This window comes from Pseudomonas sp. MD195_PC81_125, from assembly GCF_014060985.1.
Lineage (GTDB): Bacteria > Pseudomonadota > Gammaproteobacteria > Pseudomonadales > Pseudomonadaceae > Aquipseudomonas > Aquipseudomonas parakoreensis.
In genome coordinates, this window is sequence record NZ_JABULD010000117.1 from 1 (window position 1) to 9,074 (window position 9,074).

Sequence of the window (9,074 nt, forward strand, 5' to 3'; positions counted from 1 at the left end):
AAAGCTCCCAATGGCTGAAGGTATCCCTTCTGATAGCAATTATCTCAACGAGTCGCTTCGCGAAGGGAATGAAATGTTTGATCGTCTCCTGGATATCGAGGAGGAGCTGGAGGCGTGAATTTTCTCGATACCGCCTGCCAGAAAGGCCCTTTCGACGATCTAGAGTTTGGCCTTTGTGACGATCAATCCTCACCCGTTGCCTATGTGGATACCGCTGAAAAAAAACAAATGGCTCGCCACCGTCAGCAACCCCAAAGAGAGGGATGTCATTTTCACTGCAATTGACAAGTGTGTAATCAAGGATGGTGACGCGAGAGGCAGGCCACGATGCGACTGTATGCTGACAGTCGGTTCAGAGTTGTACCTGATCGAGTTGAAAGAGCGGGACAAGGCAGGCTGGCAGAGCGTTGCAGCCGAACAATTGGAATCTACTATAAAGCTCATGTCCGAAAGCCACGGCGTCGAATTCCTGAAGGAATACAACCCGAAAAAGGCCTATATCTGCAATAGAAACAAGCATCCCTTCTTCAAGCCAGAATTCAACATGAAGAAACGTTTTTACGACGAGTATCAGTTCAGACTTTATGTCCAGACGCTCGTAAAAATTCCTTGAGTAGTGTCAAGGCTCCTCATTAATTTAACGTTCATTCCCCTCACAACCGAAACCGATCCACCGACTGCGCCAGCCGCCCCGCCAGACTCGACAGCTCGTCCGTGGTGTTGGCCGTCTGCCCGATCACCTTGCTGTTGCCCTCGGACATCCCGGCGATCATTTCCACCTGATGGGCAATTTCGTTGCTGGCCTGGCTTTGCTCGCCGATGGTGCGGGTGATGTCATTGACCAGTTGCGTGGTGCTGAGGGTGGCGTCGAGGATCTCGCGGATCGCCCGCTCGACTTCAGCCGTGACCGCCATGCCTTTGTCCACCTGAGCCACGCCGGCCTCCATGCTGCTGACCGCTTCGCGGGTACTGTTCTGGATGCGCGCGACCATCGCCGCGATTTCCTGGGTTGAGGCGCTGGTCCGCGCGGCCAGACTGCGCACTTCGTCGGCGACCACGGCGAAGCCCCGGCCCTGCTCGCCGGCCCGCGCCGCTTCGATGGCGGCGTTGAGTGCCAGCAGGTTGGTCTGGTCGGCGATGCTCTTGATCACCTGAATGATGTTGAAGATGCCTTCGGATTCCTGATCCAGCGTGCGGATCACCTGTGCCGACTGCTGCGCCGAGCGGGCGATGTCGTCCATGTCGCTGACCACCTGATGGATCACCTGTCCGCCGCTCTTGGCCAGCGACTCGGCCTGATTGGCCATGCCCAGTGCGCGTTCGGCATGGCGGGTGATTTCCTCGATGCTGGCGGTCATCTGGCTCGCGGCAGCGGCCATGGTGCCGGCGGCGGTGCTTTGCTGCTGACTGCTGTCGGCGACCTGATGGCAGCCGTGACTCAACTGCTCGCTCATGCCACTGACGCCATGCGCGTTGCGGCGCACCACGTCGATCATGTCTCGCAGATCGCGCTGCATGGTCGCCAGGCTGCGGATCAGCGTGCTGGCTTCATCCTTGCCGGCCGGTTCGCTGATCGGCTCGCTGAGGTTGCCATGCGCAATGCTTTGGGCGATGTGGTTGGCGGACTTCAGCGGCCCCATGATGCTGCGGGTCACCCATCGTCCTTGCGCCAGTAATAGCAACAGGCTGGCGAGCAGTACCACGCCGAGGGCGATGTTGGCATTTCGAATGGCGCTGTCGGTGGCTTTGCTGGTGTCCCGGGTATTGCTTTCAATCAGCTCACTGAGCGCGGCCATCTGCGCTTCGAGCTGACTGAACGCAGCATTGAACGTGCCGAGCTCCCGCTGCGCGCTGTCCGGGTTATCCAGTGCCAGGCCGACAATGCGCTCGGCCGCCTCGATGTAGGTGTCCAGGCTGGGCTTGATCTGTTCGAGCGCGGTCTTGATTGTCGGGTTGACCGGCAGTTTGAGGTTTTCATCCAGCACTTCGCGAAAATGGCTCGCGTGCTCGTTGATCGAATCTCGCACCTCAGCGGCCGTGCCGGTACTTTTGCCCAGGCCCACCAGCATCGCCGAGTACACGTCAGCCCGCAGTGCATCGTGCATCATGTCGGCTTCCATGTGATTGCGCAGCGCAGTCATGCTCACCGCGTTGTCGTCTACCGCCGCGGACATCCGCGTATTCCCCACATAGCTGACCAGACTCACGATCAGCGCTGTCAGCAGGCTGGTTGCTATCAGCAACAGCAAACGCAATTTGATCGACACGGTGGGTTCCTCCTGAGGCGCGCCGAATGCACCTGTCAGGAGTTCAGTTAAGCTTATTTGTGCAGATGTGCCGCTTCAGAGCGTTTCAGCAAGTATCCGCGTGTTTGAACGGAACTCCGGCAAAGGTCGCACCTCTGAGATTATGTAGTCTTCCTTTTTGCTTCGCGCTTGTGGAGGAACACCGTCATGCGCAAGTTAGTGCTCGTTTCTTCTCTCCTGCTGTGCCTGCCTGTCGGCTCGGCTCTGGCCCGTGTCGATGCTGGCGATGTCGCCACCTCGGCGGGGGTTTCCGCGTCGCTTTACTCGACCTTCAAGGATCACAAAATGGTGATCCCGGCGCGCGATGACCTGTCAGCGTTCGTGGCCAGCGGCGGTGCCATACGAGGGGTCTATCTGGAGTCGGTGCTGCAACAGGTCCGGCACGACAACCCCGGGCTCAACGCCAGCGATGAAGACCTTGCCAACGCGATTCTGGTGCATTACGAAGGCCTGAATCAGTAGTTGTCACGGAGGCAGCGGCCGATGGATGGCAACTGAAGGCACATAGGCAAAACAGTCCGACGGCCTCTATGATGGAGGCCATGACGACTCTTGCGCCGCCTGCGCCTTTGCGCTCACCCTGCCCGCCCGGCGCCTGCGATTGCGGGCGCGAATCGTTGCTGGAAAATCCCGGCAGCGATCTGCGTATCCTGCGCCTGACTCGCGAGCAGGAAAAAATCCTGCTCGCCCGCCTGGAACAACTCAAAGACCTCGCCGACCTGCGCCATCTGCAAGATCGCATGCACGAACAATTGGGCCTGCGAGTTGAAGTTGCTCCGGGCTTTCATGAAGTGCGCACCATGCTCGGCATCGAGATTCAGATCGAAGCGCTGCCGGGTCTGTGCCGCAAGACGCGCAAAGCGATTCCGGCGGCCATTCGTCGAGGCCTGAGCAACCACCCTGAAATCGCTTTCGAACTCCTCAACGCCCACGACTTGCTGCGCGACACTTGATCATCTTTTCATGCCAACCCGCTTGCGCATCTCTGCAGTGATGCTCTGGCGGGTTTTCTTCATGTCGGCCCACGGCGCGTCGCCGACCTCGTTCAGGCGCTCATGGACATTGCTGATGTTCCACTGATTGCCACCCTTGATCTGCGCCACCTCTTCGCGAAACAGCGGCACCGACACCGGCAGCCCCTCGCGGGTGCGCGCCGCGTAGGCACAAATAGTGGTGGCACCCAGACCGTTGCGCAGGTAATCGATGAAGATTCGCCCCACCCGATTTTTCGGCCCGGAGACTGCGGAAAACCGTTCCGGCAACAAGTTCGCCATATGACTGACAATCGCATGGCTGAAATCCTTGACCTCGTCCCAGCCGTGCTTGCGGGTCAATGGCACCACCAGGTGAATGCCTTTGCCCCCGCTGGTCTTGAGAAACGCCTTGAGCCCCAGTTCATCGAGCACGGTCAGAGTCAGCGCAGTGGCTTCGACCATGCTTTTCCATGGGAGCGCGGGATCCGGGTCAAGATCGAGGACAAAGCGGTCAGGCTTGCCCAGATCGACGGTGGTGGCGTTCCAGGTGTGCAACTCGACCGTGCTCATCTGCACGGCGCCGATCAAGGCTTCGGCATTGTTGATCAGCATCACCGGTTGACCGGTGACCTCCTTGTCCAGCGTGGTGATGCCGGGTATCGCCAGACGCTCGGCGTTTTTCTGGAAGAACAGTTCGCCGGCGATACCGTCCGGCGCGCGCACCAGTGCCACCGGACGATCCTTGAGCTGCGGCAGGATCCACTCGGCGACGCTGGCGTAATACTCGGCCAGTTGCATCTTGGTGGTGCCACTGACCGCATCGATTACCCGGTCGGGGTGGGTGATGCGCACCTTGCCGCTGGCGAGACCCAGTTGTGACGGTGCTGCTTCAGCCTTTTTCTTTGCCGGTGCAGCCTTTTTCGATGGGGTGGCTTTCGCTGAAGTCTTCACGGGTTTCGCGCGCTCCTCGGTAATTGCCCTGGCCGGTTTGTCATTGCGCAGACCATGGAACACGGCATGGCGCACCGAGCCGTCCTTGGTCATTTCGGCGAATGCCACTTCCGCCAACAGATTCGGTTTGAGCCAGTGCACACCTTTGGCGTCGAAGCCGCTTGGCGGGTTGACCACGGCAGCCTTCTTCACCTGCAACGGCTTGAGTTGGGCAAGGATGCTTTTCAGGGTGGTGTCGTTGAACCCGGTGCCGACCTTGCCGGCGTAACGCAATTCGCCACTGTCGCGGTCATGCAAACCCAGCAGCAAGGCGCCGAAGGCACTGCGCGCGCCCTTCGGATCGGTATAGCCGACAACCACGAATTCCTGACGATGCTTGCACTTGAGCTTGATCCAGTCGCTGCTGCGCCGCGATACGTAAGGCGAACCCAGGCGCTTGCCGATCAGTCCTTCCATTTGCATCTGGCAGGCGCTGTTGAGCAGCGCGTCCGGGGTTTCGTCGAAGGCTTCGGAGAAGCGCAGCAAGGGCTGCTGATGCCCAGCGAGCACTGTGGACAGCGCGGCGCGGCGCTCCTCCACCGGCACTTCGCGCAGATCCACGCCGTTGAGGTAAGGCAAGTCGAACAGGTAATAGACGATGTTGCCGCTACTTCCAGCTTCGAACGCATTCTGCAGCGCCTGGAAGTCCGGCACACCGTGCTCGTTGGCGACTACCATTTCGCCGTCCAGCCACGCCGATTCCAGGCCCAGCCCGGCCAGAGCCTGCGCCTGTTGCGGCAGCTTGTGCGTCCAGTCATGGCCATTGCGGGTAAACAGCTGCACCTGATCATGATCGATGCGCGCCAGAATCCGGTAACCGTCGAACTTGATCTCGTAACTCCACTGCCCTTCCGGTGCGCTGTCGACCAAGGTCGCCAGTTCCGGCTTGAGTTGCGCCGGCAGTTTGGCCTTGCGCGCACCCGTGAGCGTACCGGACGCCGTTCTGCGCGGTTTGGCCGGGGCCTTCTTCACCGGTTTGGCTTGCTCGGCGGCAAGCTTGGGTTTGCCGATCAAGGTGCGTTCGCTGAGCACGCTGTGCGGCTCGGCGCTGAGCACATCGTAATCGTCTTGCGGGCGTGCAGCGCTGTCCTGATGTTTGATCAGAAACCAGTTTTCCTTCTTGCCCGGCATGTGGGTGCGCACCAGATTCCAGAGGCCGGACAGCTTCTCGCCTTGCAGTTCGAATTTAAGTTTGCCCTTGGCGTAAGCCTTGGCCGGGTCTTCCTGCGGAATCCACACACCACGATCCCAGACGATCACATCGCCGGCGCCGTAATGCCCTTCGGGAATGCTGCCCTCGAACGTCGCGTAATCCAGCGGGTGATCTTCGACGTGCACCGCCAGGCGTTTGACATTGGGGTCGAGCGACGGCCCCTTGGGCACCGCCCAGCTCTTCAGCGCGCCATCAAGTTCGAGGCGAAAGTCATAATGCAGGTGCGAAGCGTCGTGCTTCTGGATGCAGAACTGCAGCGCATGTTCAGTCGCCTTGCTGCGGCCACGACGCTTGATGGCAGCGGGCTCCGAGGTCGCCGAAAAATCGCGCATGCGGTTGTAGTCGTCGAGGTTCCTGGTCATGGCGCACCTGCCTTGTGTCAGCCAATGCGGGTCACGGTCAGCGCGACCACGGCGATCCGGTCTACACGCTGGTAACCGGGGTTCAACAATTCTTCACCGAACACGTCGGGATCCAGTTCGCGATAGGTCCAACCGAATCGCGCCGAATCCAGGCGTGGCACCACGGTGTCGAAAAACGGATCACGGCCATCGACCATGGCCACGCCGGTATACAGCAGTAACGAGCCGCCGGGTGCCAGCCGATTGAGCGCCTGTTCGACGATGCGCAGCGACAACCCGGCCCCGAGTGAACCTCCACCATTTCGGTAAGCGCGCCCGGCCGGATCGGCCATGTACGGCGGGTTGGCGACGATCAGGTCGAAGTCGCCGTCGGTACCCTGCAACACATCGCTGGCCTGCACCTCGACGTTAACAACCTCGGCCAATGCCGCGTTGATCGCGGTCAGGCGCAGCGCGGCGGGGGTTGATGTCCACCGCCAACACCTGCGCTTCGCGCCGCGCGCGGGCAATCAGAATCGCGCCGACGCCCGCCCCGCATCCGATATCCACCGCACGCTGGATCGGTGCAAAGCTCTGCTGCAGATGTGCGTGAATCAACTGCGCGAAACGGTAGGTGTCCGGACCGAAAAACACCGAATCAGCGGCATCGGTGGGAAAGCCCGAATGCACGAACAACAAGTCATCCAGACTCGACCAGCGCACCCGGCTTTTCAAGCGGCCGTCGTAGGCGTCAATCACTTGCGCCTCCTGCAACTGCCGCTGCTCTTCGGCGGACAACAACCCCGGTTCAAACGGGCGCGACCAGCCGAAGACATCACGCAAGGTATCGGCCACCTGCCCCTCGTCCCGCTGGTTGACCCGCTGATGGGTCAAAGGCGTCGGCGTGATGAAACGATAACCGTCGGCCTGCAAGCGTCGACCGAGCTGCAGCAGTGTGAGGTCGTCGGCAGACAAATGTTCTTCCTGATTCATGGAGAATTCCTTAACGCAGACTGGATTTGAGTTCGATGAAGCGACGCGTTGCCAACAGCCCCGCCGGGTGGGCATGGCGGGCCGGTGACAGCCATGGGATCAGCGTGGCCATTTGCGCGTGTCCGTCCTGGCCTTGTAGCGCGCAGGTCAGACGCTGCACATCGGGATCGTGTTCGGGCACGGCGGCGTCAGGGGTGGCGACCTGACGGCTGCGTCTTGGCGTCGTATTCCTCTCCGAGGACGTCCAGTCGCCGGCGATCCAGTCGTGCAGCAGTTGCTTTTCATAAGGACTGAACACGCCGAACATCGCCGCACCGTCGCCGTCGATCAACTGCCAGAAACGGCTGGCCTGCGGATCTTGATTGCGCTTGATCCAGCCCTTGTCCTGCATCACCTGCAGAAACCCGGGCAGTTGCTCGGGCGTGGCCAGCCACTGATTGACGGTTTTGCCGTCGAAGCGGCAGTAGTCGGAATGCATGTGCTGACCAAACGGACGCTTGCGCTCGAGCATCGCCAGCACTTCCTGTTCCAGGTTGAAACCCTCGATGATGGCGCGGCTGCCCTGCCCCAGATCGTTGAGTCGATAGCCCAGCGCTACCCGGCGCAGAAACTCGCTGCGATCCGCTTCCAGGGGCAGCAGGTCGAGCACCGCCTGCACGGCTTTTTGCGCATGGCCGGTGCTGGCGTTATCGATGGTCACATGCAGGGTGAAATAGTACGGATCGATGCCCAACTCGCTGAGCTCATAGGCACTGATCAGCAGGTGCAGCGGCAATTGTTCGTAACCGAGGTTGTAACCGATCACCTCCGGCAAACAAGCTTCACCGCAGGCACCGAGTGCCAGTTGCAATGCACCTTGCAGGTAGCGCTCGTCGGCGATGGCGCCGGCATCCTGCAAACCGTGTTCAGCGAGCAGTTTGCGATAGATCACCACATGGTTTTGCGCAGGATTGCCGTCGCCGAGTTCTTCCAGATAGGTACACAGCAAGCCATCAAAACGCGGGTCGCGCCATTGCGCCAACAAGCCGTACAGCCACGCGCCATCGACCAGTTTGGTCGGTGCCACGGCTTGCAGAAAGTACAACGCATGAGCCTTGTTGCTGAAGTACTGGCGCGGTCCGCCCGCCTGACGCTGTTGCAGGTAATCGGCGTACTGCCGGGCAACTTCGGTGCAGTGCCCGGCGACCCAGTCCTGCCACACCGACGGATCCTGCGGCAGTTCTTCAGGCAGCAGCGCGGCGCGCTGCAACTGCTCGGCGAGAAAATCCTGCGCGAGGGTGTCAGGCGAATGCTCGAGCAGCAGCGCTTCATAAATACGCCGCAGGTCACCGTCGGCAATGATCGGCTGTGGCTGCGCGCTCGGCGCTGGCAGGGAAGTCAGGGCAGTCATGTCAGTGTTCTCGTTCGGTTGGCCGGTCAGGGCGTTGTTTCACGCCTCTACAGCAGCAGAGCAACCGCTACGGAGAAAAATTCAATCGACATGAAAAACGCCCTGACGGACGGCGATCAGCGCCAATTCTCTTTCACTTGGTCACTTGGTCACTTGGTCAGTTGGTCGCTGTAGGAGCTGCCGAAGGCTGCGATCTTTTGATTTTGTCTTTTACGATCAAGATCAAAAGATCGCAGCCTTCGGCAGCTCCTACATTTACATCGTGTAATGGCTTGGGTTCGTGAACTGTCATTGGGCAGCTAGTGTTGAAGGACGATGGTTACGGAGGGCAATGGAATGCCTGAAGCTGCAAAAGCCTGCGGTTTACGCAAGGGACGCTATTCGGAGGTTGGGCGGGTTTATTTGCTGACGGCGGTGGTTAAGGAGCGTCGGCCGGTTTTTTCCGACTGGAAAGTCGGAAGATTATTGGTTGAGCAGATGCGCGCGGCAGATGAGGCAGGATTGGGCGTGTCTTTGGCTTGGGTGGTCATGCCGGATCACCTGCATTGGTTGGTCGACCTGAAACGAGGCTCCTTGGCCCAGCTGATGTGCCGCGTCAAATCGCGTAGCTGTCGGTCGGTAAACCTGATGTCTGACAGCCGGGGAAGCCTGTGGCAACGCGGCTATCACGACCGAGCTCTGCGTCGCGATGAAGATTTGAAAGCGGCTGCCCGCTACATTGTCATGAATCCATTGCGGGCAGGTCTGGTAAAGCGCTTGGGTGATTACCCGCTATGGGACGCAGTCTGGCTCTGAAGATCAAAAGATCGCAGCCTTTCGGCAGCTCCTACATTTGGAACGATTTTCCCCTGTAGGAGCTGCCGAAGG

Annotated in this window: 7 protein-coding genes and 2 pseudogenes; 4 read left to right on the forward strand and 5 right to left on the reverse strand. The window is 59.9% G+C overall.

From position 1 onward, the window contains the following. Positions 1-175: 175 nt before the first annotated feature. Positions 176-613, forward strand: a complete 438-nt coding sequence (locus HT737_RS05015; RefSeq protein WP_182401702.1) for a hypothetical protein — start codon at positions 176-178, stop codon at positions 611-613. A 40-nt stretch (positions 614-653) separates the two neighbouring features. Here HT737_RS05015 and HT737_RS32580 read toward each other — a convergent pair whose 3' ends face one another. Further along, a complete protein-coding gene (locus HT737_RS32580) occupies positions 654-1,517 on the reverse strand; it encodes a methyl-accepting chemotaxis protein (RefSeq protein WP_373557812.1) in 864 nt (287 codons plus the stop codon). After that, positions 1,509-2,267, reverse strand: a pseudogene (locus HT737_RS32585) (MCP four helix bundle domain-containing protein); the annotation flags it as partial. The gene HT737_RS32580 and the pseudogene HT737_RS32585, both read right to left, overlap by 9 nt. Before the next feature lie 186 nt (positions 2,268-2,453). On the opposite strand from HT737_RS32585, the gene HT737_RS05025 reads away from it, so the two are divergent. Together HT737_RS05025 and HT737_RS05030 are read left to right on the forward strand one after the other, a co-directional pair. Beyond that, positions 2,454-2,768: a DUF2388 domain-containing protein gene (locus tag HT737_RS05025; protein ID WP_025111286.1), complete on the forward strand. Its 315-nt coding sequence runs from the start codon at positions 2,454-2,456 to the stop codon at positions 2,766-2,768. 68 nt (positions 2,769-2,836) lie between these two features. After that, positions 2,837-3,259: a hypothetical protein gene (locus HT737_RS05030; RefSeq protein ID WP_041073505.1), complete on the forward strand. Its 423-nt coding sequence runs from the start codon at positions 2,837-2,839 to the stop codon at positions 3,257-3,259. Here HT737_RS05030 and ligD read toward each other — a convergent pair whose 3' ends face one another. From ligD to HT737_RS05045, 3 genes and pseudogenes are all read right to left on the reverse strand, one after another. Next, positions 3,260-5,845, reverse strand: coding sequence for a DNA ligase D (ligD, locus tag HT737_RS05035; RefSeq protein ID WP_182401706.1), 2,586 nt, complete (start codon positions 5,843-5,845; stop codon positions 3,260-3,262). It lies immediately after the preceding gene. 17 nt (positions 5,846-5,862) lie between these two features. After that, a pseudogene (locus HT737_RS05040) lies at positions 5,863-6,817 on the reverse strand (methyltransferase). 10 nt (positions 6,818-6,827) lie between these two features. Further along, the gene (locus tag HT737_RS05045) at positions 6,828-8,207 is read right to left on the reverse strand and encodes an iron-containing redox enzyme family protein (RefSeq protein WP_182401708.1); all 1,380 of its coding nucleotides are present in this window, start codon (positions 8,205-8,207) and stop codon (positions 6,828-6,830) included. Positions 8,208-8,543: 336 nt separating this feature from the next. Here HT737_RS05045 and HT737_RS05050 point away from each other — a divergent pair, with 336 nt between their 5' ends. Then, positions 8,544-9,002, forward strand: coding sequence for a transposase (locus HT737_RS05050; protein ID WP_182401711.1), 459 nt, complete (start codon positions 8,544-8,546; stop codon positions 9,000-9,002). The last annotated feature ends 72 nt before the right edge of the window (positions 9,003-9,074 follow it).